Source organism: Winogradskyella ouciana, from assembly GCF_009709615.1.
Taxonomy (GTDB): Bacteria; Bacteroidota; Bacteroidia; order Flavobacteriales; family Flavobacteriaceae; genus Winogradskyella; species Winogradskyella ouciana.
The window spans coordinates 1-269 of sequence record NZ_WJYA01000123.1 but is presented as its reverse complement, the minus strand read 5'-3'; the positions used below and the strand labels follow the sequence as shown (position 1 = coordinate 269).

The 269-nt window shown below is 45.0% G+C and carries 1 pseudogene; it reads left to right on the top strand.

Going from position 1 to position 269, the window contains the following annotated elements:
* Positions 1 to 53 precede the first annotated feature (53 nt).
* Positions 54 to 269: pseudogene (locus F1003_RS18760) on the top strand (MFS transporter); the annotation flags it as partial.

Here is a 269-nt window from a genome sequence, read left to right as displayed (position 1 = left end):
TTACCATTACAGGGGTAACTTTTATATCAGACTTAAAAGAAGGTAGATAAAATATGAACAAACGTGTTTATTTGTTAACGGTCGTCTCGTTTGTAGTTGGGATGGTCGAGTTGATCATCGGCGGCATCCTTGACCTGATCGCTGAAGATCTTGACGTTAGTCTCGGTAAAGCGGGCTTTCTGATCACGATCTTCTCGCTCGTGTTTGCCATCGCGGCACCCATTCTGCTCACGATGACAGCTCACATCGAGAGAAAACGACTAACGATC